The organism is Pseudomonas sp. RGB, assembly GCF_007713445.1.
Classification (GTDB): Bacteria; Pseudomonadota; Gammaproteobacteria; order Pseudomonadales; family Pseudomonadaceae; genus Aquipseudomonas.
On the sequence record NZ_VMSH01000009.1, the window covers coordinates 110,183 to 133,412 of the forward strand.

The 23,230-nt window shown below is 57.2% G+C and carries 23 protein-coding genes and 2 pseudogenes; 24 read left to right on the top strand and 1 reads right to left on the bottom strand.

The features are described 5' to 3' along the window. Positions 1-4 precede the first annotated feature (4 nt). The 22 genes and pseudogenes from FPT15_RS19605 (at position 5) to FPT15_RS19705 (ending at position 19,727) form a co-directional block, all read left to right on the top strand. Positions 5-970 carry a major capsid protein gene (locus FPT15_RS19605; protein ID WP_145163879.1) on the top strand — a complete coding sequence of 322 codons (966 nt, stop codon included), beginning with the start codon at positions 5-7 and terminating at the stop codon, positions 968-970. A gap of 47 nt (positions 971-1,017) precedes the next feature. Continuing rightward, the gene (locus FPT15_RS19610; RefSeq protein WP_178119727.1) at positions 1,018-1,602 is read left to right on the top strand and encodes a hypothetical protein; all 585 of its coding nucleotides are present in this window, start codon (positions 1,018-1,020) and stop codon (positions 1,600-1,602) included. Between the two features lie 59 nt (positions 1,603-1,661). Continuing rightward, positions 1,662-2,165: a DnaT-like ssDNA-binding protein gene (locus FPT15_RS19615; RefSeq protein WP_145163883.1), complete on the top strand. Its 504-nt coding sequence runs from the start codon at positions 1,662-1,664 to the stop codon at positions 2,163-2,165. A 17-nt stretch (positions 2,166-2,182) separates the two neighbouring features. Beyond that, entirely contained in the window at positions 2,183-2,554 is a 372-nt protein-coding gene (locus FPT15_RS19620) for a hypothetical protein (RefSeq protein WP_145163885.1), read from the top strand. Further along, positions 2,551-3,207, top strand: a complete 657-nt coding sequence (locus FPT15_RS19625) for a hypothetical protein (RefSeq protein ID WP_145163887.1) — start codon at positions 2,551-2,553, stop codon at positions 3,205-3,207. The genes FPT15_RS19620 and FPT15_RS19625 overlap by 4 nt, the downstream gene beginning before the upstream one ends. After that, entirely contained in the window at positions 3,204-3,632 is a 429-nt protein-coding gene (locus FPT15_RS19630) for a phage tail terminator-like protein (protein WP_145163889.1), read from the top strand. Before FPT15_RS19625 ends, FPT15_RS19630 begins: the two co-directional genes overlap by 4 nt. A 39-nt stretch (positions 3,633-3,671) precedes the next feature. Then, positions 3,672-4,331: a phage tail protein gene (locus FPT15_RS19635; protein ID WP_145163890.1), complete on the top strand. Its 660-nt coding sequence runs from the start codon at positions 3,672-3,674 to the stop codon at positions 4,329-4,331. Positions 4,332-4,340: 9 nt separating this feature from the next. Then, on the top strand, positions 4,341-4,721 hold the full coding sequence (locus FPT15_RS19640; protein ID WP_145163892.1) for a phage tail assembly chaperone: 381 nt from the start codon (positions 4,341-4,343) through the stop codon (positions 4,719-4,721). Positions 4,722-4,738: 17 nt separating this feature from the next. Then, positions 4,739-5,044, top strand: coding sequence for a DUF1799 domain-containing protein (locus FPT15_RS19645; protein WP_256676497.1), 306 nt, complete (start codon positions 4,739-4,741; stop codon positions 5,042-5,044). A 27-nt stretch (positions 5,045-5,071) separates the two neighbouring features. After that, positions 5,072-8,131 carry a phage tail tape measure protein gene (locus FPT15_RS19650; RefSeq protein WP_145163894.1) on the top strand — a complete coding sequence of 1,020 codons (3,060 nt, stop codon included), beginning with the start codon at positions 5,072-5,074 and terminating at the stop codon, positions 8,129-8,131. After that, entirely contained in the window at positions 8,131-8,469 is a 339-nt protein-coding gene (locus FPT15_RS19655) for a phage tail protein (protein ID WP_145163896.1), read from the top strand. Before FPT15_RS19650 ends, FPT15_RS19655 begins: the two co-directional genes overlap by 1 nt. Before the next feature lie 11 nt (positions 8,470-8,480). After that, positions 8,481-9,233: a phage minor tail protein L gene (locus tag FPT15_RS19660; protein ID WP_145163898.1), complete on the top strand. Its 753-nt coding sequence runs from the start codon at positions 8,481-8,483 to the stop codon at positions 9,231-9,233. A 2-nt stretch (positions 9,234-9,235) separates the two neighbouring features. Beyond that, positions 9,236-10,003: a C40 family peptidase gene (locus tag FPT15_RS19665; RefSeq protein ID WP_145163900.1), complete on the top strand. Its 768-nt coding sequence runs from the start codon at positions 9,236-9,238 to the stop codon at positions 10,001-10,003. Positions 10,004-10,253: 250 nt separating this feature from the next. Beyond that, a pseudogene (locus FPT15_RS30410) lies at positions 10,254-10,940 on the top strand (PAS domain-containing protein); the annotation flags it as partial. Positions 10,941-11,042: 102 nt separating this feature from the next. After that, positions 11,043-11,477 (top strand): annotated as a pseudogene (locus FPT15_RS30415) (methyl-accepting chemotaxis protein); the annotation flags it as partial. A gap of 228 nt (positions 11,478-11,705) precedes the next feature. Then, positions 11,706-12,317, top strand: coding sequence for a tail assembly protein (locus tag FPT15_RS19675; RefSeq protein WP_145164116.1), 612 nt, complete (start codon positions 11,706-11,708; stop codon positions 12,315-12,317). Positions 12,318-12,376: 59 nt separating this feature from the next. After that, positions 12,377-16,243 carry a phage tail protein gene (locus FPT15_RS19680; RefSeq protein ID WP_145163904.1) on the top strand — a complete coding sequence of 1,289 codons (3,867 nt, stop codon included), beginning with the start codon at positions 12,377-12,379 and terminating at the stop codon, positions 16,241-16,243. 337 nt (positions 16,244-16,580) lie between these two features. Then, on the top strand, positions 16,581-17,261 hold the full coding sequence (locus FPT15_RS19685) for a hypothetical protein (protein WP_145163906.1): 681 nt from the start codon (positions 16,581-16,583) through the stop codon (positions 17,259-17,261). A 56-nt stretch (positions 17,262-17,317) separates the two neighbouring features. Next, on the top strand, positions 17,318-18,067 hold the full coding sequence (locus FPT15_RS29835) for a hypothetical protein (RefSeq protein ID WP_178119728.1): 750 nt from the start codon (positions 17,318-17,320) through the stop codon (positions 18,065-18,067). Further along, a complete protein-coding gene (locus FPT15_RS19695) occupies positions 18,068-18,625 on the top strand; it encodes a tail fiber assembly protein (RefSeq protein WP_145163908.1) in 558 nt (185 codons plus the stop codon). It abuts the gene before it with no gap. A gap of 56 nt (positions 18,626-18,681) precedes the next feature. Then, positions 18,682-19,215 (top strand): glycoside hydrolase family 19 protein, encoded by a 534-nt coding sequence (locus FPT15_RS19700; protein WP_145163910.1) that lies wholly within the window; start codon positions 18,682-18,684, stop codon positions 19,213-19,215. After that, on the top strand, positions 19,212-19,727 hold the full coding sequence (locus FPT15_RS19705; RefSeq protein WP_145163912.1) for a lysis system i-spanin subunit Rz: 516 nt from the start codon (positions 19,212-19,214) through the stop codon (positions 19,725-19,727). The genes FPT15_RS19700 and FPT15_RS19705 overlap by 4 nt, the downstream gene beginning before the upstream one ends. Positions 19,728-19,760: 33 nt before the next feature. Here the strand turns inward: FPT15_RS19705 and FPT15_RS19710 are convergent, their stop codons facing one another. Further along, the gene (locus FPT15_RS19710) at positions 19,761-21,386 is read right to left on the bottom strand and encodes a methyl-accepting chemotaxis protein (protein ID WP_145163914.1); all 1,626 of its coding nucleotides are present in this window, start codon (positions 21,384-21,386) and stop codon (positions 19,761-19,763) included. 746 nt (positions 21,387-22,132) lie between these two features. On the opposite strand from FPT15_RS19710, the gene FPT15_RS19715 reads away from it, so the two are divergent. Continuing rightward, on the top strand, positions 22,133-22,672 hold the full coding sequence (locus FPT15_RS19715) for a hypothetical protein (protein ID WP_145163916.1): 540 nt from the start codon (positions 22,133-22,135) through the stop codon (positions 22,670-22,672). Between the two features lie 175 nt (positions 22,673-22,847). Continuing rightward, the gene (locus FPT15_RS19720; protein ID WP_145163918.1) at positions 22,848-23,132 is read left to right on the top strand and encodes a hypothetical protein; all 285 of its coding nucleotides are present in this window, start codon (positions 22,848-22,850) and stop codon (positions 23,130-23,132) included. Positions 23,133-23,230: the final 98 nt, after the last annotated feature.

Below are 23,230 nucleotides of genomic sequence, written 5' to 3' on the forward strand. Positions count from 1 at the left end.
CCCCATGGCTACAACCGTTAACAGCGACCTGATCATCTACAACGATGAGGCGCAAACCGCATACCTGGAGCGTGTCCAGGACAACCTGGATGTGTTCAACGCATCGTCCAACGGCGCGATGGTGCTGGACAACGAGCTGATCGAAGGCGACTTCCGCAAGCGCGCGCTCTACAAGCTGAGCGGCTCTCTGGAGCATCGCGACGTCAACTCCGACGGCAAGGTAACTGCCAAGAAGATCAGCGCCGGCGAAGCTGTCGGCGTCAAAGCTCCCTGGAAGTACGGCCCGTATCAGACCACCGAAGAGGCATTCAAGCGCCGCGGTCGTCCGGTCGAGGAGTTCTCCCAGATCGTCGGCGCCGACGTTGCTGATGCGACCTTGGAAGGCTTCATCCAGTACGCAACTGCTGGCCTCCGTGCCGCCATCGGCTCCAACGCTGACATGGTGGTTTCGGCCAACATCGAAACCGACGGCAAGAAGACGCTGACTCGCGGTATGCGAAAGTTCGGCGACAAGTTCGGCCGTATTGCTCTGTGGGTCATGCACTCCAGCGCCTACTTCGACATCGTCGACGAAGCCATCACCAACAAGATCTACGAAGAAGCTGGCGTTGTGATCTACGGCGGCCTGCCGGGCACTTTGGGCAAGCCTGTACTGGTGACCGACACCGCGCCGGCGGATGTGATCTTCGGCCTGCTGCCAAACGCCGTAACCATCACCGAGTCGCAGGCGCCGGGCTTCCGTTCCTACGAAGTGAACGACGAAGAAAACCTGAGCATCGGCTACCGCGCGGAAGGCACCGTGAATATCGATGTGCTGGGTTACAGCTGGAAAGCCACCACTGGCGGTTCCAACCCAACCCTGGCTGCAGTCGGTTCAGCTGCCAACTGGATTAAGCATGCGGGCAGCAACAAAGTCACCGCCGGCGTGATGATCACGCTGACCGCAACGCCTCCTGTTACTGGCGGTTAAGCCTCAAACTCAACGCGCGGTCAGCAATGGCCGCCTTGGAGAAACACATGGAACTGACTTACAGCAACCAGCTGAGCGGCTTCGACCCGGAGAAGCGTTACCGCAATCCGGAACACTTCGATAAGCCCGAGGCCGGTGTGACCAGTGTGCTGGTGATTGGCGATTGGCCTGGCGTGGTAGAAGCGTATCAAGCGGCCGGCATCGACGTGTCAGTGAGGGAAGCCAAACGGGTGCAGATTGTTGGTGCGGGCAGCCAGTCCGAACTGGAAAAGGTGATCTTGTCTTTGCGTGCTGAGCATGGATCGATTCAGATACTTGTTGACGGCCTGGAGGCTGGCGAGATTAACCGCCCCGAATCCGGCGAGCTGGCGCTGCGCTTGTTTGAAGTGCTGAGCACCATCCATGCCTCGGTTGGTGAGCTGACGACTGAGCGTGACGGCCTGGCCTTGAATGTCGACGCACTTCGCGGAGAGGTTGAAGCGCTGAAGAAGTCTGCCCTCACGCCGCCGGCTGACGAGGCCGGTGAAATCGCGGCGCTGAAAGCAAAGCTCGATGAGGCCAAGGTCCAGTATCGGGCAAACGTCTCCAAAGAATCCCTGGAAAAGCTCGTCGCTGAGCTGCCCAAGGAGTAATACTGCTGGCTGTCGGTGTTCCGGCGGCCATTTTTCAAAACATGCCAGCGAGTTGACGTATGACACTCATCATCGAGGACGGTACCGGCAAGCCTGACGCCGAAAGCTACGCGAGCGCCGAGGACCTGGCCATGTATGCCGTGAAGTTCGGCACGGTCATCCCCGCAGGCGTTCCCGAGCAGGAAGCGTTGCTGCGCCGGGCCGCCTTGGCGATGGATGGCATGACCTGGAAGGGAAGCAAGACGAATAGCGAGCAGGGACTGTCCTGGCCGCGCCGGGAAGTGCTGCTGGATCACGAGATCAAGCCGAACAACTACCTGCCGGCGCGTATTCAGTACGGCCAAATGGCGCTGGCCGCCGAGATCCATCAGGACGATATTGACCCGGTGGAGAAGCGGAAAGGAGCGGTGACGCTGGAGCGTGTTGAAGGTGCGGTCACCCGCGAATACGCGACGATTTCCAACACCAGTGGCCGACTGTTGCCGGCGGCGCCTGATCGACCGAGCGCTACGCAGTTTGCCGACTACTTACAAAAGCGCGGGTTGTTCGCGATCCGCGCATAGCTGTAACGGAGACCACCATGGCCACCTTCTACGACGAAATGGCCGTGATGGCTCTGGATATGATCACAGAGTTCGGCCAGCCCGTGACCATCAGCAAGACGGAGCCGGGCGAGTACGACCCGGACATCGGCGGCGAAGCGCCTGGCGCAACTGTTGACCAAATCGCCCAAGGCATCCTGCTCGACTTCACTGGCCTAGAATTCCAGAACAACAGCCTCATCCGGCAAGGCGACAAGAAGCTCAAGATCGCTGCGCAGGGTTTGGCCTGGGTGCCAGGCCTACTCGACAAAGTGGTCGTCCAGGGGCGTACCTGGTCAATTATTCCTCCGCTGAAAGAGGTCAACCCAGCCGGGACGCCAATCCTGTATGAGCTGCAGGTGCGCTCGTGAGCCGGGCAGGCGCTGGCCAGTCAGGCAGCTTCGCCCTGAGCTTGGCCGAGTTCGCCGCCCAGGCCAGTGAAGCAATCGACGCGAGCCTGCGTGAAATCATCATCGAGATTGGCAGCAGCATCATCCGCATGTCGCCGGTGGGCAACCCTGAGATATGGGCCGCCAACGTCGCTCACCGGGAATCCAATGCCCGCGCTGCCGATGACTACGACTTCAAAGTCGCCATCCGCAACACGCTCATCAACCTGAACGAGTCGAACTTCACGAAGGCAGGCAACCTCAAGCGCGGCGTGAAATATGCCAAGCCTCTAACGAAGGCCGAGCGCCACCAGAACTTCAACGTGAATGGCCTGGTCGCCGGTCAGGACTATGTCGGCGGCCGATTTCGGGCGAACTGGAATTTCTCTATTGGCTCTGTCGACAACAGCTTCCGCATTCACCCGGACCCGACAGGAGCTGAGGCGAATGCGCGGCTTGTGGCGGGCGCCATTGAGTTTAAGGCCGGCGAAACGGCTTTCATCGTAAACAACTTGCCCTACGCGATTCCGCTGGAGTTCGGCCATTCCACCCAGGCCCCCGGCGGCATGGTCCGGGTAACCGTGGCTCGCTTTCAGCAGATCGTGCTGGAGGCCATCAGGAACAACCAGGTATGAGTCACGCACGCGCCCGTCAGGCAATCGAAACGAAGCTGGCCGCATGGGCGGCTGCGCGCCCGATACGAGTGGCCTACCCAAACCAGCCTTTTACGCCAAGCGCTTCTGAAACGTACCTGCGAGCTTTCCAACTGCCGGCCAGCACAATCTGCCGCTATCTCGGCGGGGAGGCCTACGAGTACGCCGGTGTTTATCAGGTCAGCATCGTCTGCCCCTCGGCGCAGGCCATGGCCACCGCCGAAGCGCTTATTGACGAACTGACCCGGCTGTTTCGCGTCGACACGCCACTGGCCCGCAACGGTTTCGAGGGCTTGATCACCGAGCCAGTAGATCAAGGACCAACTATTACCGAGTCGGCGACCTACACGGTCCCGGCCAGCTTCACCTATCTGGGTGTCGCAGACCAACCGCCCGCTGGGGCATAACCTACCGCCGTCAGGCGGGCACTCAAGAGGAAATACACCATGGCCGCACGCTTCCCGCTGCCGAACGGCGCTGTGCTGGAGATCGCCAGAGTTTTGGGATCTGCTGTCCCATTCACCGCCTTGACCAATGCCAAACCGCCAGTCGCTGCATCTGTTGGACACAGCATTGAAATGGGCGACATCTTGCTGGTCAACTCTGGCTGGGCGCTCATCAATGATCGCGCTGTAAAAGCATCCGGGATTACTGCCGATGCTTTTTCCTTGGCTGGCCTCAACACCACCAACACAGACAAGTACACCGTCGGCGCAGGTGCCGGCTCAGTGATTCCTGTGTCCGGCTGGACGCAGATCTCGAAGGTCACGTCCTTCACATCGTCCGGCGGTGAGCAGCAGTACCAAACTGTCGGCTATCTGGAAGACGATGACGACAAACAGTTCCCGACCAACCGCAACCCCACCACGATCACCATCGTAGTAGAGGACCAGCCGACAGCTCAGTATGTGGAAACCGTCGAAGGTTATGACGACACCAAGGAGCTGGCGGTCGTCCGCATGAAGCTGCGTAACGGTGATCAGATCCTCTATCCGGGCTATGTGAGCATCACCCCTGACCCGACCATGGAGCGCAACAACGTCATGACGCGCACGATCAGCATCGGGCTTTCCGCTCGTTCGCTTCGTTATCTGGCTGGCGCATAAGGACTTCCCATGGCAAAGATCAGGATCGCCCAGAACCCTACATTCAAGGCATTCGTGCAGATTCCAATTGTCGGGGAGGAGCCCGAAAAAATTGAGTTCACCTTCAAGTATCGGGATCGGCCGGGACTTGCCGCCCTGTTTGATGATTGGAGCGCGAAGGGCAAGGAGATGCGCGCCAGTTTCGTTGAAGGGACCACATTGTCTGATGTTGTCTCTGCCGAGACCGAGCTTCAGGTGCAGCAAATCAAGGATCTCGTCGTTGGTTGGGGCTTCGATGACAAGTTCGACGACAAGAGCATCCATGCTCTTGTGAAGTCCTGTTATGGCACCGCCGAGGCGGTAATCAACGCCTACCAGAGCGCTTTTAGCCAGGCGCGCCTGGGAAACTGAGGGCGGCAGCCAAAGCAATGTACGACAGCGGCCCATCTGCTGAGCAGTTGGGTGTTCTCGGGCTGACGGCTGCCGACCTTGACGATGAGGATGTCGAGGTCTGGCCCTGCAACTGGCCGGCGTTCTTCCTGTTCAACCGGATGTCGACTCAGTGGCGCGCGGGCTCCGGCGGCGCGATCGGTCTCGACTACAACTGCATCCGCGACGTGGCCGGATTCCTCGGTATCAAGAAAAAGAAACTCGCTGAAATCTTCCCTGACCTTCAGGTGCTGGAAGGCGAAGCCCTGCGCGTCATGGCAGAGGAAAGGGAAAACAGCCCGTGAGCACGGGCACTTATTCAAGGTGAGTCGATGAACATTGCAGAACTCGGCGTCAAGATCGACTCGGCCGATGCAATCCAGGCGAAAACCAGCCTGGATGAAATGGCGAAGGCCGGCGGCCGGGCCGAGCAGTCCGCCGTTTCGCTGATGAACGAAATGCAGGCGCTGGAGAAGTCGCTTTCCACCAGCGCCAAGACTACGCAGGACCTGGCAAAGCAGCGTGACGCGCTCACCAAGTTGACCAAGACCGGCGCCTACGGCGAGGCCGAGGCGGCGAAGATCTCGGCGCAGCTCGATAAGCAGCAAATCGCCTTGGCCAAGTCTGCGATGGACGAACAGAAGGCCCTGAACAGCCTGCTTGGTGCCATCGACCCGGCCCGCGCCGCATTGGCAAAGCTGGATACCCAGGTCGAGCAACTGGGCAAGCACCTGGATGCGGGCCGTATCAACCAAGAGCAATACAACCAGGCCCTAAAGAAGATCGATGGCAAGTATGCCGAGATCGACAAAACGAGTTCGGCGTTTGCCGGCCTCGGACTGAACACCAAGGCCGCTAGGCAGAACGTGGTTCAGCTGGGAAACGCTCTGGCTGAAGGCAACATCCGCGTTGCAGCGCACAACGTTCTGGAACTGGGCACCAATGCTGGCTCATCGGCAATTCGGATCGCAGCCATGGCTGCGCCTATTGGGCTGGCTGTCGCAGCGGTCGGCGCACTCGCTTATGGATTTGTTCAGGGCAGAGCCGAAACCGACAATTACAACAAGTCGCTGATCCTCACCGGCAACTACGCAGGCGTCAGTGCCGGACAGCTCGGCGATATGGCGCGCCAGGTCAGCGCTACTGTCGGCTCTACGGGTCAGGCAGCCTCTGTCCTGGCTCTGCTGGCTGACAACGGGAAGATCGCAGGCGCGAGCTTTACCGAGATCACTCAGGCCGCCGTGTCGATGCAGGAAGCGACTGGCAAAGCTGTGAGTGAGACAGTCGGGGAGTTCTCCAAGCTGGCAGACGACCCCGTCAAGGCGTCCGCCGCGCTAAACGAGCAGTACCACTACCTGACTGCCTCGGTTTACTCGCAAATCGTGGCCCTGGAGAAGCAAGGCGATCACGCCGGCGCCGTGAAGCTCGCGACCGATGCCTACGCTGATGCGATCAATGAGCGCACTCCAAAGATTCTGGCAAACCTCAGTCTTTGGGAGAAGGCGTACAACGCCGTGGCGCGCGCCGCCGACGGGATCAAGAATATTGGTCGTCGCGACATCAACGCGGATATTGAAAGCGCGAAGGCGGACCTGCTTGAAGTGCAAAACATGGACGGTTTGTTCCAAAACAAAAAGTCCAAAGACGCGCTGATTGAGTTTCGGCAAGACCGCCTAAACATGCTGGAAGATGAGAAGGCGGCCCAAGCCGATATCGCCAAGTGGGAGGGTGACCAGGCCAAGGCCCAAGGCGAAGCCGTGTCGTCGATGGCTAAAATCGATGCTTTGACTAAATCGTCATGGACGAATGAGCAGAAACGCGCCGACGCCATCAAGGACTACAAGAAACAACTCGACGATATCCGCAAGGTAGCGCCGAACGATCCTCGCCTGGCTCAGGCAACGGTCGACAAAAACATCGCCAATATCAACGACAAGTTCAAAGACCAGAAGGCCGCCGGTTCCCAGGTCGACTTAACCAGTTTCAACAACGCCAAGAACGACCTGGCGGCGATCACCGACACCTACAAAAATTACCAGAAGGAACTGGAGGCGGCTCAAAAGGCTGGCTTGCTGTCCGAGGAAGACTATCTGCTGCGGCGCCAGGCGCTGATCGGCAATCAGCTTGACCAAACTAAGGCGGCATATGAGGCCGAGATTGCTGCACTGGAGGTCGCCAAAGGCAAGAAGACCACGTCGGCCGCGCAGAGCATCCAGCTCGACCAGAAGATCGCTGACGCGCGAGCGGGAATGGTCAAGGCACAGAAGGACGCTGATAGCCAGCTTGAAGTGCTGGCGACCAACGAAACCGGGCGCCTGGCGAAGCAAGAGCGCGCGATCAGCACCTACGTGCAGGCATTGGGGCAGCAACAACGAGCCCTGGAGCTTGCCGGGCAGCGCGCCGTGATTGGCGTAGGCCAGGGTGGCCGCCAGAACGCACTCAGCGGCGAACTGAACAAGCAACAGGACCGATTTGCTCAGCATTCGCTGGAGCTTGCCAACCAGAAGTCCGACCCATCACGCAACATGTCGGAGGAAGAGTTCAAGCGTAAGTCGCAAGCACTCGCCGAAGCGAATAAAGCTGCCACTGACCAGATTCGGCAGAACTACGCGGATGTGGAGAACGCTCAGGGCGACTGGACGAAGGGCGCGACAGCGGCTTGGGACAACTATTTGGATTCGGCGCGGAACATCGCCGGGCAGACGAAAAGCCTGTTCGGCAACGCCTTCAGTTCGATGGAAGACGCGGTAGTCAACTTCGCCATGACTGGTAAAGCATCGTTCTCGGACTTTGCAAAATCGATCCTGGCTGACATGGCGCGCATAGCAACGCGTCAGGCCAGCTCGGCATTACTGAGCAGCCTGGTGGGTTCCGCGGCGAGTTACTTGGGCGGCAGTGCCGCCGTTGGCAATGGGCTGGCTGCTGGATCAGCTGGTGCCGCGTCTTCAAACCTTGGCGCCTCGGCTGGCGGCTATTCCGGGTCCTACTTCCCGCAAGCATTGGGCGGCGCCTGGTCGGGCGGAGTGCAGATGTTCGCCGACAGCGGCGCTTTCACCAACTCGGTCGTCAGTAAACCCACAGCTTTTGGCATGGCCAACGGCAAAACCGGCGTTATGGGGGAGGCTGGAGCAGAGGCGATCATGCCACTGACTCGCACATCCAGCGGCAAGCTGGGTGTTATGGCCATGGGCGGTGGCGGGGCGGGTGCAACGCAGATCAACGTCGCGGTGCATATCGACGGAGACGGCAACGCATCATCCTCCGCCGACGCGCCTGGCTACGACCTGTTCGGCAAGGAGCTAGCGGCTTTTGTGGAGCAGAAGTACCAGCAGATGCGCAACAAGGACATGGGCCAGGGCGGCGTTATCAACAAAGCAATCAAGGGGCGCTGATGGCAATCGAACGATTTACATGGGCAACGGAGAAGGGCGCGGAAGGGGAGATTACCCAGCGCGTCCGGACCAAAAAGTTCGGCGATGGCTATGAGCAGTCGGTCGAGGATGGACTGAACAATCAGTCGGAATCCTGGCCGGTGACGTTTACCGGTATGGGCACGCGAATCCTGGAGATCAGGAAGTTCCTCGACAGGCATAAGGGGGCAAAAGGCTTTCTCTGGACGCCGCCCCTCGGCGAGCTTGGCCTCTACAAGTGCAACGGCTACAAGCCAGTGCACCGCGGCGGCCAGGTCTACGCCATCACCGCTACCTTCCAGCAAACCTTTCACCCCTGAGATAACCACCCATGGCACTGATCACGGACATCCAGAAACTGGAGCCCGGCGGCGAGATTCGCCTGTTCGAAATTGACGGTACCGAATACGGCGCCGATTACCTGCGCTTCCACGGTCATGCTATCCCGCACACGCCGGACGAACTATTGGCATACGAGGGATCAGAAGCCGATCTGCCGGCTAAGTCGATTTGGTGGCAGGGTGCCGAGTACGCGGCCTGGCCGGTGCAAATTGAAGGTATCGGTTCCAGCAGCGACGGAACAGCCACTCGCCCGACATTTGCCGCCGGCAACATCAATGGGCGTGTCACAGCGCTGTGCCTGGCGTTCGAGGACCTGCTGAAGTTCAAGCTCACTGTCCGCGAGACGTTGGCGCAGTATCTGGATGCAGCGAACTACCCGGAGGGCAATCCGACTGCAGACTCGACCCAGGAGGCGCTGGAGATCTGGTACATCGACCAGAAGACCAGCGAGGACGGCGAGGCGGTGGTCTGGGAGCTGTCGTCTCCTGGTGAGATCGACAACCATGGACTTCCCGGGCGCCAGATGACGACGTTCTGCCACTGGGCCATGACCAATGGTTACCGAGGGCCGGACTGCGGCTACACCGGCGCGGCCATGTTCGACGACGAAGACAACCCCACGGATGATCCGGCCAAGGATCAGTGCAAGGGCTGCCTGTCGTCCTGCAAGTTGCGATTCGGCGAGAACAACGAACTGTCCTTTGGCGGATTCCCCGCCGTGTCTCTCATTGCCCGGAGCTGACCATGCGCAAGCACATCATTGCGGCCATCCAGGCGCATGCGGCGACGGAGTATCCGCGAGAGTGCTGCGGCCTGCTGTTGGCCGTGGGCCGCGCGCAGAAGTACTTCCCGTGCCGGAACATAGCCAAGGAGCCGAACGAAGAGTTCCGGCTTGACCCCGAGGACTACGCCGCGGCGGAAGACTTGGGCGAGGTGATCGGCATCGTCCACTCGCACCCGGACGCCACCAGCAGGCCCTCACCGCATGACTTGGCCATGTGTGAGGCCACGGCTTTGCCATGGCACATCCTGTCTTGGCCCGAGGGTGACTTGCGCACGATTACGCCGGCGGGTAGCACGCCGCTGCTCAAGCGCCCGTTCGTGCACGGCGCTTGGGACTGTTGGCAGGTTTGCGCCGATTGGTATCAGCGGGAATGGGGGCTGAAGTTTGAAGCCTTCCAGCGCGTCGATGGCTGGTGGGAGAGTGCAGAGAACGTAAGCCTGTACGAGCAGCATTACGCGGCAGCCGGCTTTGTGCGAGTCGACCGGCCACAGCGCGGCGACCTAATCGTCATGCATGTCGGGCGGACTGTTCACCCGAACCACGCTGGGATTTACCTGGGCACAGACCCGGCACTGCCCGATGAAGAGTCGGGTACGTTCGGCATCGGTCCATTCCTACTACACCATCTTTACGGAAGGCCATCTGAGATCATTGTCTTTGGCGGATCTTGGTATGACCGAACCAGCTTGATTCTCCGGCACAAAGACGCCATGAGCCAATTGAAATAATTTTATTTAGCGCCAGAGTCGCTGAATTCTGCAGCCTCTGGATGTTGCAGCATCGTCGCTCAACTATACTGTGCACAGCAAAACCGTTTTCCCCTCGGATGTCCTCAATTTTCGCCAGAAGATGCCGATAGGACTGGTGTGATCACAGAGGCGATTTCCTATGTTCAACGCTAACCTTAAGAAACAGCTTCAATTTCAAAATAATGAGCTGTTGGAGCTGCGCCAGCTGCGCGATGGCCTTAACCGTGAAATGTTAACTTTGAGTATCGACTCAACGTTTAGAATTACGGCATGTAACGACAATTTTGGAAAAGCACTGGGCTATGCTCCGGATAGTCTTTTAGGTCGCGCAATGGCAGAGATTGTGCCGCAGTACGTATCCAAACTAGAGTGCTTTCATAACTTCCGATCCGCGGTTGCCGCAGGCAGATCGATCACCGACGATTATAGGTACCTTCATGCTGATGGCTCATTAGTCTGGATTCATGCACATTGGCAGCCAATCAAAGATGAGAGTGGCCAGTTGAGTCATGTTACTTGCTACGCTACTAACATTACTTCTCGAGTAGAAAAAGCTTCGGAAAATGCGTCATTTATTGAGGCGCTACTACGTTCTACAGCGGTGATCGAGTTCGATCTCTCTGGAAATGTACTGATGGCAAATGATCAGTTTTTACAAGCTATGGGCTACAGCCTAAAACAAGCAAAAGGGAGCCATCACCGAGTTTTCTGTAAACCAGAGCAAGTTTCATCCCAGGAATACAAGGATTTCTGGTCAGCGTTGAATAGAGGTGAGTTTATTGCCGGCCGATTCGAGCGCTTAGACAGCCGCGGCCAAACGGTGTGGCTGGAAGCAACCTACAACCCTGTTTACGACACCGAAGGTAAACTTTGTAAAGTAGTAAAGTTCGCGACTGTGGTGACGGATCAGGTGGCCCGTGAGCAAGAAGTCAGCGGGGCAGCCCAAACAGCGTTTGAGATATCCCAGCAAACTGATATCAGCGCACAGCGAGGAGCTGTTGTCGTAAACGACACTATGCACACAATGCGTAAAATCGCCGCTGACATGCAGGCAGCCTCTGGGGGAGTAGAAGCGCTGGGCAAACAGTCATTGTTGATCAGCTCGATTATTCAGACGATTAGCAGCATCGCTCAGCAAACCAATCTTCTGGCTTTAAACGCTGCGATTGAAGCCGCTCGCGCAGGTGAGCAGGGTCGAGGCTTTGCCGTTGTGGCCGACGAGGTTCGACAATTGGCTGGGCGAACCAGCACGGCGACAGAAGAAATCGCATCGGTAGTTTTACAGAATCAGAAGCTGGTAGATGAGACCGTCACTGAAATGGCGAATAGCAAATCACAAGCTGAACAGGGCCTTGAGCTCGCCACCCAGGCAGGTCAGGTCATTGTCGAAATTCAGGATGGTGCGAAGCGAGTGGTCGACGCGGTGGGCAGGTTTGCGACCCAGGTTGCTTAGCGAACGAGGTGGTCCGGTAAGGCTGCCATTTTGAGGGCTAGGTTCATTCGTTGGAGAGTAACTTTAAATCGGCCCAGAGGCGTAGCTTCTGAGACAACGCACTATTTGTTGGTGAGTTACTGGATCGCCAGTAAGAGACTGGCGGTACTTAAACTAGCGCGTATTGCAGCGCATCAAATTGATCAAGGCTCGTTTCTGCGGGCCTTTTTATTGCCTGGAGAAAAGCAAATGGCGGCACTTGCCGTTAATTATCAGCCTATGACCACGATCCTGCTCTACGGACAGCTTCGTCAGTTTGGTAAGTCCTTTCGGATGGCCGTAAGGACGCCGGCAGAAGCAGTTAAGGCCCTGTGCGTGCAAATTCCAGGGTTCGAGCGATTCTTGTCCAACGCGAAGTCCCGTGGGATCGAGTTCGCCGTATTTCGCGGCAAGACAAACCTAGCTGAGAAGGAACTTGAGTTCTCGGGGGAGGGTGATATTCGCATTGCCCCGGTGATAACCGGCAGTAAGCGCGGCGGAGCGCTGCAAACCATTGTCGGCGCAGTACTGATCGTTGTCGGGCTGGTCATCACCGGCGGAACCTTTGGCGCGGGGGCACCGTTTGGCTCAGCCTTGATCATGATGGGCGGTTCGATGGTGCTGGGCGGCGTTATCCAAATGCTCAGCCCCCAGGCCGGCGGCCTCAAGACCAGTGCGGCGCCGGAGAATACTCCCGGCTACGCCTTCGGTAGCGCGAAGAACACCACGGCATCCGGCAACCCGGCAGCACTGTGTGCCGGCCGCCGACGCTGGGGCGGCGCGATCATCAGTGCCGAAATCTACGCGGAAGACCAAATGTAGCCCGCACCTGCTGAACAGCGCCGCCCCTTGAGGCGGTTTTTTATTGCCTGGAGGAAAGCATGGGCGCAGCAAAGAAGCTCGACATCTACGGCGCCAAGGGTGGTTCCGAGAAACCGAAAATACCAACCGAAGCGCCGGACAGTCTGCGCTCTGTTGCTATCGCGAAAATGCTGATCGCGGTGGGCGAGGGTGAGTTCGAAGGCATACCGACGGCGCGCGACATCTATCTCGACAACACCCCCCTGCAAGACCCTCAGGGAAACATCAATTTCCCGAATGTGAAGTGGGAGTGGCGAGCAGGAGCGGTAGACCAAACCTACATCCAGGGCATTCCATCTGTCGCGAACGAAACCACTATTGGCACCGAGTTGCGTAGCGGTACTCCATGGGTCCGTTCCATCAGCAACACACAGCTCTCGGCTGTGCGCGTGCGCTTTGCATGGCCGGCGCTTCAATCTGTGGATGCTGGCAGCAACATCAATGGTTACGCGATCGGCTACAAGATCGAGTTGGCCACTGACGGCGGCGCCTACCAGGAAGTGCTGAGCGAGGGGGTTTCCGGAAAGACCACCAGCCTGTACGAGCGCAGCCGGCGAATCGATCTGCCGCGCGCAACGGCTGGATGGTTGCTGAAGATCACCCGGCTGACGTCCAACCAGAACAACAACAAAATCTCCGATACGATGCAGATCGCCGGTTTCACCGAGGTGATCGACGCAAAGATTCGTTACCCAAATACGGCCCTACTTTTCATCGAGTTTTCGGCCGAGCAGTTCCGCAATATTCCAGCGGTAACGCTCGAGTGTGATGGCCGAAAATGGCAGGTGCCGAATAACTATGATCCCCGATCGCGTAGCTACACAGGTGTCTGGGATGGGACGTTCAAGGAGGCCTGGACGGACAACCCTGTCTGGCACACCTACGGCATCACAACGAACGACCGTTTCGGCCTGGGCCGCCGCATCAAGCCGTGGATGGTCGACAAGTGGGAGCTGTACCGCATCTCGCAGTATTGCGACCATCTGGTGCCGGACGGGAAGGGTGGCCAGGAGCCGCGATTCATCTGCAATTTAAACCTGCAGAGCAAGGCTGATGCCTGGTCGCTACTGCGCGATATCTCGGCGATCTACCGAGGGATGACCTACTGGGCTCAGGGCCAGGTATTCACCCTGTCGGATATGCCGCGAGCCACGGACTTCGACTTCGCTTACACCCGCGCAAGCGTGCTCGATGGCAAGTTCACCTATTCCAGCGCGTCGGAGCGCACCCGCTATACCCGCGCGCTGGTCAGTTACGACAACCCGCTGAACAACTATGACACCGACGTCACGGCCGTCACCGACCAGAAGCTGCAGCGGCGCTACGGCGACAATCCGTTGGAAATCAGCGCGATTGGCTGCACCCGCGAATCCGAGGCCCAGCGCCGTGGTAAGTGGGCGCTGCTCACAAACTCCAAGGATCGGGCGGTCACCTTCAAGGTCGGCCTCGACGGTCGTATCCCGCTGCCCGGCTACGTAATTCCGATCGCTGACGAACTGCTGGCCGGTCGGCCGGTGGGCGGGCGCATCTCGGCTGTGAATGGCAAGGTCATCACCCTGGACCGCGACACCCAGGCCAAGCCCGGCGACCGGCTGATCCTCAACCTGCCTGATGGCAAGTGTGAGGGGCGGACTGTGCAACTGGTGAGTGGCCGGAAAGTCACGGTGACCGTGGCTTATTCCGTGACGCCCGAAGCTGAACTGGTGTGGGCGCTGGATGCCGACGACTTGGCGATCCCGCTGTATCGGGTCGTGAGCGTAGCCCGGCCAGAGCCTGGCGTGTTCGAGATCTCGGCCGTGCAGTACGACCCGAGCAAGTTTGCGCACATCGACACCGGCGCGCGCCTGGAAGAACGGCCGATCAGCGTTATCCCGATCACCGTTGTTCCGGCGCCGGCCAGCGTCACCCTGACATCAAGCTACGCCGTGAATCAGGGCATTGCGATCAGCACCATGAACATCTCGTGGCCAGCCGTCACCGGCGCCGTCGCGTACGACGTGGAGTGGCGTAAGGACCGCGGCAACTGGATCAAGGTGCAGCGCACCGGCTCGACAAGCGTCGACGTCACCGGCATCTACTCGGGCGCCTACTTGGCGCGCGTGCGCTCGGTGAGCGCCTTCGAGATTTCGTCGATCTGGAAAAGCTCCATCTTGACCAATCTGCAAGGTAAAACCGGCTTGCCGCCGGCGGTGTCGTTCCTGACCACCACCAGCCTGGTCTATGGCATCGGCATCCAGTGGGGCTTTCCACCAGGTGCCGAAGACACCCAGCGCACGGAGGTTTGGTACAGCCAGTCGGCTGACCTGTCGACTGCGGCCAAGCTGAGCGACTTCAGCTACCCGCAAGCATCGCACGAGATGCACAGCCTATTGGCCGGGGCGAGCCTGTTCTTCTGGGCGCGCCTGGTGGACCGCACCGGCAACGTGGGCCCGTTCTTTCCTGTGGCCGGTGCCGTCAATGGCCAGGCCAGCTCAAAGCAGAGCGATTACGAAGCGTACTACGCGGACAAGATCGGCAAGGGGGCGCTCTACCAGAGTCTGCGCGAAGAGATCGAGTTGATTTCGAGCGATGGGCCAGAGTCGGTGAATGCGCGCCTGAAAGAGGCCAAGGCGGAGCTTGAGGGGTTGCTTGGCCAGATTACCGGTGCGACGCCATTCGATCCGGCCAAGCCGTACCTGGCCGGCTCATTCGTTCAGCAGGACGGCCACATCTACCAAGCCATCCAGGAGGTGCCGGCAGGCGTAACGCCTCCGAATGCGACCTACTGGAAGGACATCGGCACGATCCTGGAAACGACCAACGCGCTCACCCAACAGGTTGCCCTGGTCAGCAACAAGATCGAAGAGATCGACGGAAAGATCGTGGCCACCGCCACCTCGGTGGAGGCTTTGCGATCTGCTGCTCGTGGTGATGACGGCGCCGGTGATCTGGCCGACGCAATCAAGGGCTGGACGTCTACGGCTGATCTTGCTGTAGAGCGTAAAACCCGGGCCAGCGAAAACGATGCGATAGCTCAGCAACTGCTCACCCTGGGCGCGCAGGTTGGCAATAACAAGTCGTCGCTGACCGTTCTGGAGCAGGTGGTAGCCAGCAACCGCGAGACCTCCGCAGCGCAGATCACCAAACTGAACAGCGATCTGTCTGCGGTCGATCAAAAGGCGAACGGCACTGCCCAGGCGCTCACCAGCCTCGACACAAAAGTCACCAGCCTGGACGGAATGATCACTTCACAAGCGTCGAGCAATGAAGCGCTGCGCGCTTCCGTGCGCGGTGACGACGGGGCTGGTGAGTTGGCCAGCGCTGTCAAGGCATGGGATGCCACGGCCAGTTTTGTGGCTGAGAAGAAGGTGCAAGCCTCCGCCAACGAAGCCCATGCCAAGACATCAGAAACGCTGCAATCAAGCATCGGTCAGACGAATGCTTCCGTGCAGCAGGTCAGCCAAACCCTAGTGGGACTGGATGGTCGGGTATCGGCTCAAGTCACCATGAAGGCTCAAACAATCGTGGACGGGCGGAAGGTCGCCACAGGCTTTGCCTTCGGCGCGAATGGCGAGCAGTCGGAGTTCCTGATCATGGCCCAGCGTATGGCGGTCGTGAACGAGATTGATGGCAAAGTTGTACCGATGTTCGTCATTGAGAACGGCCAAGCCGTGTTCAACACCGCGATCATAAGCAAGGCGATCATTCAGGAAATCATCCTCGGCATGGTGCTTCGTTCGCCGACTGTTGACTCGAAGGAGCGGCCGCTATTGGAAATCAATATCCCGGCGGGCACATTCACACTTCGTGGTGAAGGTGTTGATGGCTCGATCCTGCTCGACAGTACTGGCCTGGCTGTGTACGACGGACGCGAGAAAAGGCGCGGGAAGTTCGGGAGGATTTCTTGATGGAGGAATATGGCCTGGGGACGTGGGACCTAAACGACGTTCAACTGCTCGGCACCGCTTCATTCACGATGAGGGTGGTGCTATCCACCCTTGTTACTTTCGCCAGCGGCGGGGGAGCTTCGACCCAATCATTCAGTGTTCCTGGCTGCACGCCGGAAAACAGCTTCGCAGTAATTGTGCCGATCGCTGCGTACAACGCGGGCAACCAATTGCACCAGGTTCAATTTGAGCCAGAGATGCTGAATGGTTCAGTGCGAGTTTGGCGGGGGCACCGAACAGCTGTTAATGGGCTGTACGCATTTGGAACTCAGCGACTTATCGTGGCGAGGTTTGGGTAATGTCCTATGGATTTGAGCTCATCAATAATTCGGATGCAGTGACGGTTGATTCGGAGTTTGCTCGTATTGTCGTTCTGTCTAAAGGCCGCTTTATTCCAACTCAAGAATCAGGAATGGGGTCGATGACTTATTTCGAAAAAGTAGTCACCACTCAGGAGCCGCCGTTGGTTTTCGTAAAGCCGGATCGTGTTTCTGCGATCGCCGGCCTTTGCAGGGTACTGATTACGGGGTCAGCTGGTAACTGGACGGGTTTCTACGTGCGGGCCTACAACAACGCCACTGCACAGCCAAATGGTAGCTACTTTGTGGCTGCATTTCAGGTGAGCCCCAGTTCTGGATATGGAGCCCAGTTGTTTGACGCAAATGAAAGTTTGATTTTTGATACTGGTAGCCCTGTCGCCGTGTTCACGAAGTCCTATCAGTCCTGGTCCTACGTAATGTCGGGCACCGACTCTCAGGGAGTGCCCATGGTTTACTTCAGTGTTCCGTTTGATTTTTCTTCGCCTGACTACATGCTGATTAACAATTTCGCGATGGATATGGCCGGCGCACAAACACGAGATGTCAGCCTCTATTGCTGGTGGGACTTCCCTGGTAACCGACTATGGGCGATCACCATCGGCGCAACAGCTATGAACACCCTGTACCTGCCCGCTGTCTTTGCACGCAGCCAAGCGTAGTTCTTAATTGATATAGAGCCCGCCAAGTGCGGGTCTTTCTTTGTCTGGAGATAATAATGACTTCTTGGTTTTCAGAAGGAACCGTAACCGTCACGAATGGCAACGCCACCGTGACAGGCGTAGGTACGAAGTTTTCCAACTGCCGATCCGGCGACATGTTCGTTGGTCCGGATAACGGCATTTATCAAGTGATCAACCCAGCGAGTGACACCTCCTTATCGATCTCGCCCGCTTATCGCGGAGCAACCGCCAGTGGCGCTGTATACGGCATTGTGCCGGTAAACGGTTACCCCAAAGCGCTGGCTGATGCGGTTAATCAGATGGTGCAGCAGTGGGGCGCTACCTTGGCGGGATTGGGCTCCGTTTCGACAGAGAACATCGTGCCGGTTGCGAAGGGTGGGACAGGAGCCTCGGTACCAGCTGCGGCGCGTGCGAACCTAGGTTTGGGAGCTGCGGCCACAGCCGGTTTCGGTATCGGAGCTGGTCAGGTGCTTTCAGTCCCCATGCTTGGCCTTGGGTCTCGGGAGGCCATTGGGAACAGTTCTATCTACAAGTCCATGAACGTTTGGGAAAGCGGTGTTGGTGTAATTGCTGACGGCACGCAGTTTAGACCTGTGACTTACGGCACGCTGCTAAACATGGCCTTTCCAGGCACAGGAAACCTTGGCTCGCAGCTTTGGATGGGCACCTCTCCAGGAAAGACGCTGGGGTTCCGGAGTGGCGATTACGGCACGGAGAGCTTCAACTTCGTTTACCACACCGGCAACACTACCCGCGCCGCTGACGGCACACTGAAGGCTCTTTAAATGACGACTCGCGCAGCATTAAATATTCTCGGCGCCACCGGTGCCATCATCGATATCACTTCGCTTGGTGTCGACACTATTACCACTGAACACTCCGACCCTGGCCAGTACCTGGTGCACGGCACACTCGGCATGGCGCCACCGCCGGAAGGTTGGGGCTACGTGGTGAACCAGGTCGACGCGGCTTGCTCGGTAGCTATCGGCTACACCGATGGCATATTAGCGGTGAGCGTGGCCAAAGACGGTGAGCCGGCAGACCTGGTGCACAGCATTACCTTGCACATCGCGGTGGATTCGCTGCCCCCTCAGGAAATCCTACCACCTGCGCCGACACCGGCTATTGACCCTCTAGAACTCGTACAAGCTGAGATTACCCGCCTGCGCTCCGTCGCGGACTACGCAATTGCTCCGTTGCAGGATGCAGTGGATGTCGAAGAAGCCAGCGAGAGTGAACTCGCTGCGCTGAAAGCCTGGAAGAAATACCGCCTCGCGCTGAATCGTGTGCCAGAGCAGGCCGGCTATCCAGATGCCATTGAGTGGCCAGACGTGCCCGCCTGACTATCTGCCTGAATGCTACCGCCGCCTTGAGCGGTTTTTTTCGCCTGGAGAAAAACATGCCGATCACCGAACAGCACTTGCTGAAGATCCTACCGAACGCCGGCCGCCAAGCCGGCGTTTTTGTTCCTGCGCTGAATACGGCCATGAACCGCTACGGCATCGTCGGCACCGCGCGCGTCGCCGCATTCATTGCCCAGGTCGGGCATGAGTCCGGCCAACTGCGCTACGTGCGCGAGATCTGGGGGCCCACGGCGCAGCAGCTCACGTATGAAGGACGGGCCGACCTGGGCAACACCGTCAAGGGTGACGGCTCGAAGTACCATGGGCGCGGACTGATCCAGATCACCGGGCGAGCCAACTATGCCGCATGCGGTGAAGCCCTAGGTCTGGATCTGATCAACAAGCCGGAGCTGCTGGAACTGCCCCAGCACGCGGCGATGTCGGCGGCCTGGTTCTGGTCTGTACGTGGGCTGAACACTCTGGCAGACCAGAAAGACTTCGCGAAAATCACCAGGCGCATCAATGGCGGGCTCACAGGCCAAGCCGAGCGTCAGGCGCTTTACGACACGGCGCTGAAGGTGCTGGCATGACGCCGGTGCAGAAGCTGGCCGGGCTGGTGCTGCTGATCCTGGTGCTGATGACTGTTGCTGCCGGCGCCGCCTGGCAGGTGCAGGATTGGCGGATCGGCAAGCGGCTTGCCGAACAGGCCAGGCTGCACCAGGAGGATTTGGCTGCGACAGCTAGAGCCGCCAGCGCGCAGGCCCTCGCAGAAAAGAAAAAGCGCCTGGCCATCGAGCAGGATCTCGCGGCCCAGGACCAACAACACACTCGAGAACTATCCGATGCTAAACGCAACCAGGCTCTTTTGCGCGATCGCCTTGCCACTGCTGATGTGCGGCTGTCAGTCCTCCTTGCCGACGATCCAGCCAGTGGCTCTAAAGTGCCTACCGCCGCCGGCTCCGTCAGCGTGGTTCATGCAGCCCGTCGAGCCCAACTTGACCCAGCGCATGCGCAACGAATTATCGCCATCACCGACGATGGGGACAACGGACTGATCGCGCTGCGCGCGTGTCAGGCATATCTCAGGGCGATAGCCGATTAAATTAAATGGCAGGGCTGACGGTAGGTTTGGTATTTAAATTCTGAAACGACCAACCATCTGATTAAGTGATATTGCAAGTCTCGAAAGCTCGTTACTTGCTAGAAGAGTCTGATGGGTTCCTTCGCTACTTTGAACGCTGAGTTCTCGAATGCTTATGAGGGCTCTATCTACCTCTCTTGCTACATGAGCCTGCTCTTCCGATGCAGTCGCGATCTGCTGATTCCGATCATCGATCAGCTGAACAGCTGATGTGATAGCTTTGAGCGACTGGCCAGCCTCTTCCGCCGTTTGCCTAGTGCTATGCGCCTCATGGGTGCTACTAATCATCGATTCTACAGCTTGCGCACTACCTGCCTGAATGCTTGAAATCATTTGTTCGATTTCCTGAGTTGCAGTTTGGGTTCGATGAGCAAGAGCTCTAACTTCATCCGCAACCACTGCGAATCCTCTTCCTTGTTCACCCGCTCTAGCAGCTTCAATAGCAGCGTTTAGCGCTAGGAGATTGGTTTGCTCCGCGATTGCTCGAATTACACTTAAAACGGTACTTATTTCTTGCGTTTGTCCAGCTAGCAGTTGTACTTGTTCGGACGTGATCTCAATCCTGTCCGTTAAGCTGCGCATTGCTTTGAGTGTTTCACCAACTTTATTGTTTCCTGCCGCTGCAGCTTTGTTGGATTCACGAGCTGATTCTGATGTGGAAATAGCGTTGCGAGCAACCTCATCAACCGCGGCACTCATCTCGGTCACCGCAGTTGCAGCCTGTTCGATTTCACTATTTTGCTGCTGAAGGGTAAAGCTTGCGCCTTCTGTTATCGAGCTCATCTCAACTGCGGCAGTGCTAAGCTGCGTGGCAGCCTCAGATATCTCGCTTATGGTATCACGCAAGGTTCCTTGCATTGTATTGAGCGCTCGCATTAACCTTGCGGACTCATCATTTCCGGTTACCTCAAGAGCAAGCCTAAGGTCGCCTGCTGCGATCTCTTCTGCCATCTTTACAGAGAAGTTCATAGGGCGAACTATACTTCGGGTAAGTGCAATTGCAAGAAATATGGTAAGAACTAATGATGCACCAATCACCGAGTCGACGATTGTAATGCTGTGTGAGTACACAGCCGTCGCTGTAGTGCCTGCTGTAGCTGCTCCTTTGACGTTGTGATCTCTCAATGCTGTAAGCTTAGTCTGGTAGTCGTTGGCGCGATCACGCTGTTCAGTATTTGCGAATTGAACTGCTTTCTCATGCTTCGTGCCATCTAAATCGAGTATGGTTTTGAGCCCGTCTATATATTTCTCCATCGTCGTAGCGGCTTCATTAAATTTCGCTCGTTCGTCTTCATCGGATATTAAATTGTTTCGATAATATTCGGTTTGCTTATTAAGTATATTCTGCGCGTCCTGAAGGTGCTGTGAAGCTGCCGCTTTTTCTTCTAGGCTCGAAGTGGCTAGTAAGCGAATGCTCTCTAAACGGGCGCCCAAAAGTGCAATCTGTATATCGTCAGCAGTCTGTATACTTGCGAGCCAATTATTTTCAATGTCCTGCTCTGTTCCTCTCAATTTTCCGAGCTGTATGTACGAAAAGGCTCCAAGTGCAATTACAAGCATAGTGATAAGGCCGAAGCAGAGAGCGGATCTGGGAGCGATATTAATGGAACGTAGATTCATGGTGACTCCATAGGGAAAAAACCAGCGACGCTGCCAGTTATTTATCTATCGGCCTTAGCCTCTGACGGATCAATCAAAAATTTCTATCGAAGGACCCATTATGTCTGCAGCTGAGCGTGCTTGGAGTGTATGGAGCTCTCAAAACGCCAATTTTTCTTAGGGCAGATGGGTTGCGAAAAGTGAATGGGGAAATCTGCGAGGGCCTCAAGTGACGGTGCGGTGGAACCTTCTAGTGTAGTACAGGGGGCTATTTCAGAAAATTGGTGAGTGCTTACGATGCCTTGACCCACTAATACTAGTCAACCTTAGTCTCTGGTATCCAAGTTCTATTGCATGGATTGGTAGTTGTGCAGATTATTCACTTCACCTGTCAACGAATGTGCATATTCTTTCAGGGCCCATCAGTGCATGCGTCAATCGCCAGCAGCATCGGTTGGCGCCCCTCAGCGTCGGCTTTGGCCCACACAATCCACGCCACCGATACTATCACCAGTCACGCTGCGGCATTACATGTCGGTGCTTATGGTGTGGCCATCAGCGACTTAACCTTTGCTACCTTCTGGCGGACAAGCCGAAGCTGCGTGGGCTCTATGCATCGCTGAGGCCTATCGCGTTAGTCGCTGCAATCATCTATGTTAAAGGTAGAGCTTTGATAGCTGAATGGAAAGTCGGCCTCAGGCAGGGTACCCGCTACCTCCGCAGTAGCTCTTCGTAAGTCCATCGATCACGTAAAAAGGAATTACGCCGTGTCACTTACTTTCGATCCCGAAACTCAACAAGCACTTGAGCGCCTGCTATTAACCGCTCAAAAGGACACCAGGCAGGGCCGTACGGTAGCCAGTTTTCTGTTCACCTTGTGGAACGCCGGAAGACATGTTCGCTCCGCCGTTGCCGATGTATGGGGACTTGATCCAGAGATCGTCCGAGCATGTGGCCAGGTCTTTGCGTGGCTGAACGATAACAAAGTCTTCCCCGAAGAATTTGGTTGCCCGAATACGAATGGCAACGCTGTCCAGCGCATGGCGAGGTGGAGTATGACCCTAAATCGAGATCTTCCGCCGGCAGTGGCCGACACAACGACGGCCGATTTTGCACTCGGACTGTGGAATGATAAATGGCTTATGAGTGACGAAGCCGTGCGCTGCAGCTACTGCCTTGCCACACAATTGCCCAGCAATGCTCAAATTCCGATGGTCCATTCCGATGGCTGTGAAATTGGCAACATGCAATATCCGTTGCGGGATTTAGCAAAGATTCTGAGGGCTGTGTCGGAGGATTCTCCATGAATGGCATTCTCCCAGTTAGGCGTTACCAATAATCCACTTATAAAAAGGGGCTGCACGTCTTGACTTGACGGGGACTTTTTTTCTCGGTGCAGGCAGCTAGGCAGCCCTAGACTGCGTTACCAGTTCCGCCATAACTGCTTCGACGTGCAGTCCATCTACAAAGGCAACAATAATTATGTACGCGCCGCTCACTCATCCACTGGCCATCGATAACGCCCAGCAATTTTTCAACGACCTCATGACCCTGGCAGACCCCGAGTACATCTTATTTAGAGTGCGTCACCACGTAGAGGCGTTCCGCATCCAGTCCTTGACTGAGTGGGCGCCGCCCAGTCTGTATAACCAGTTAATCGGTTTTTTAGACGGTTTGATCGCCGGCGAGGTCTTATCCCCAGAGCACGGGCGGGAATTCCATTACCGTCTTATTAAAGGGTTCGAATCCGCATGGATGAATACATAAAGGTTCAGTGTCCTGCTTCTAGCCCACTGTCGCCCGACTTGTGTGCTGATTTCGCTTTAGGCCTGTTGAATGAGCGATGGATCATGAGGGAAGAAGCG

What these genes read in the sequence shown, in the direction of transcription:
- FPT15_RS19605 (WP_145163879.1), top strand. Translation starts at nt 5, where the DNA reads ATGGCTACAACCGTTAACAGCGACCTGATCATCTACAACGATGAGGCG.
- FPT15_RS19610 (WP_178119727.1), top strand. Translation starts at nt 1,018, where the DNA reads ATGGAACTGACTTACAGCAACCAGCTGAGCGGCTTCGACCCGGAGAAG.
- FPT15_RS19615 (WP_145163883.1), top strand. Translation starts at nt 1,662, where the DNA reads ATGACACTCATCATCGAGGACGGTACCGGCAAGCCTGACGCCGAAAGC.
- FPT15_RS19620 (WP_145163885.1), top strand. Translation starts at nt 2,183, where the DNA reads ATGGCCACCTTCTACGACGAAATGGCCGTGATGGCTCTGGATATGATC.
- FPT15_RS19630 (WP_145163889.1), top strand. Translation starts at nt 3,204, where the DNA reads ATGAGTCACGCACGCGCCCGTCAGGCAATCGAAACGAAGCTGGCCGCA.
- FPT15_RS19635 (WP_145163890.1), top strand. Translation starts at nt 3,672, where the DNA reads ATGGCCGCACGCTTCCCGCTGCCGAACGGCGCTGTGCTGGAGATCGCC.
- FPT15_RS19640 (WP_145163892.1), top strand. Translation starts at nt 4,341, where the DNA reads ATGGCAAAGATCAGGATCGCCCAGAACCCTACATTCAAGGCATTCGTG.
- FPT15_RS19645 (WP_256676497.1), top strand. Translation starts at nt 4,739, where the DNA reads ATGTACGACAGCGGCCCATCTGCTGAGCAGTTGGGTGTTCTCGGGCTG.
- FPT15_RS19650 (WP_145163894.1), top strand. Translation starts at nt 5,072, where the DNA reads ATGAACATTGCAGAACTCGGCGTCAAGATCGACTCGGCCGATGCAATC.
- FPT15_RS19655 (WP_145163896.1), top strand. Translation starts at nt 8,131, where the DNA reads ATGGCAATCGAACGATTTACATGGGCAACGGAGAAGGGCGCGGAAGGG.
- FPT15_RS19660 (WP_145163898.1), top strand. Translation starts at nt 8,481, where the DNA reads ATGGCACTGATCACGGACATCCAGAAACTGGAGCCCGGCGGCGAGATT.
- FPT15_RS19665 (WP_145163900.1), top strand. Translation starts at nt 9,236, where the DNA reads ATGCGCAAGCACATCATTGCGGCCATCCAGGCGCATGCGGCGACGGAG.
- FPT15_RS19675 (WP_145164116.1), top strand. Translation starts at nt 11,706, where the DNA reads ATGGCGGCACTTGCCGTTAATTATCAGCCTATGACCACGATCCTGCTC.
- FPT15_RS19680 (WP_145163904.1), top strand. Translation starts at nt 12,377, where the DNA reads ATGGGCGCAGCAAAGAAGCTCGACATCTACGGCGCCAAGGGTGGTTCC.
- FPT15_RS19685 (WP_145163906.1), top strand. Translation starts at nt 16,581, where the DNA reads ATGTCCTATGGATTTGAGCTCATCAATAATTCGGATGCAGTGACGGTT.
- FPT15_RS29835 (WP_178119728.1), top strand. Translation starts at nt 17,318, where the DNA reads ATGACTTCTTGGTTTTCAGAAGGAACCGTAACCGTCACGAATGGCAAC.
- FPT15_RS19695 (WP_145163908.1), top strand. Translation starts at nt 18,068, where the DNA reads ATGACGACTCGCGCAGCATTAAATATTCTCGGCGCCACCGGTGCCATC.
- FPT15_RS19700 (WP_145163910.1), top strand. Translation starts at nt 18,682, where the DNA reads ATGCCGATCACCGAACAGCACTTGCTGAAGATCCTACCGAACGCCGGC.
- FPT15_RS19705 (WP_145163912.1), top strand. Translation starts at nt 19,212, where the DNA reads ATGACGCCGGTGCAGAAGCTGGCCGGGCTGGTGCTGCTGATCCTGGTG.
- FPT15_RS19710 (WP_145163914.1), bottom strand. Translation starts at nt 21,386, where the DNA reads ATGAATCTACGTTCCATTAATATCGCTCCCAGATCCGCTCTCTGCTTC.
- FPT15_RS19720 (WP_145163918.1), top strand. Translation starts at nt 22,848, where the DNA reads ATGTACGCGCCGCTCACTCATCCACTGGCCATCGATAACGCCCAGCAA.